Source organism: Arcobacter sp., assembly GCF_050300555.1.
Taxonomy (GTDB): Bacteria; Campylobacterota; Campylobacteria; order Campylobacterales; family Arcobacteraceae; genus Arcobacter.
The window spans coordinates 1-640 of sequence record NZ_JBNKXY010000192.1 but is presented as its reverse complement, the minus strand read 5'-3'; the positions used below and the strand labels follow the sequence as shown (position 1 = coordinate 640).

Sequence of the window (640 nt, the reverse complement as noted above, 5' to 3'; positions counted from 1 at the left end):
ATCTAGTGGCTTTTTTGTTTTCGGGTAAAAAGTTCAGAACATCGATAAGAACACTTATAGTAAAATGTTTAAAGCTCTTGAACCATTCAGAAAGGAGGTTGTGGTGGATGAACCCAGCAAGGATAATGCGACTGTAGTGCTGAAATTTTTTAGTTGTCATAAAAAATATCAACACCAGGAACCATTGAAGGACCCAGGTATTCCTTGTATGACCGTACAAGAAATTTGGGAAGATGGTGACAAAGATCATAATGAATTTGAGTATGGAAAGCCGCTTGTTCCAAAATAAGTCCATGTAAAATTGCCGTGGACCTGGAAGAAATTCTGAGAGTGGTATTATCTTGCATGCATCTATGGGTTGAATTTTATTGAAACTAACGTTCCCAGAGACATTTTCAATACTACAAACTTTGATCTACATGTAGAACTTGTCGAACTGCACACTATCTTTTGTCTCAAAATGGTCGACATCACCATGATGACTGTCTGATGCATATAAGGGCTATAAATATTTTCTCGTTTCAAGTGTTTCAAACAATATAGTAAGAAATCTAATGGCCTGATGTTCATGTGCAGTTTAAATCACAAAATTGATCTAAAAAGGAGACTTGGGTATGCGAACCCAAATCTTATAAACCAA

At 36.1% G+C, this 640-nt stretch carries 1 protein-coding gene; it reads left to right on the top strand.

The window, feature by feature from the left end; all coding sequences use genetic code 11:
- The first annotated feature begins 64 nt into the window (after window positions 1-64).
- Window positions 65-289, top strand: coding sequence for a hypothetical protein (locus ACQY5W_RS13260; RefSeq protein ID WP_428025446.1), 225 nt, complete (start codon window positions 65-67; stop codon window positions 287-289).
- The last annotated feature ends 351 nt before the right edge of the window (window positions 290-640 follow it).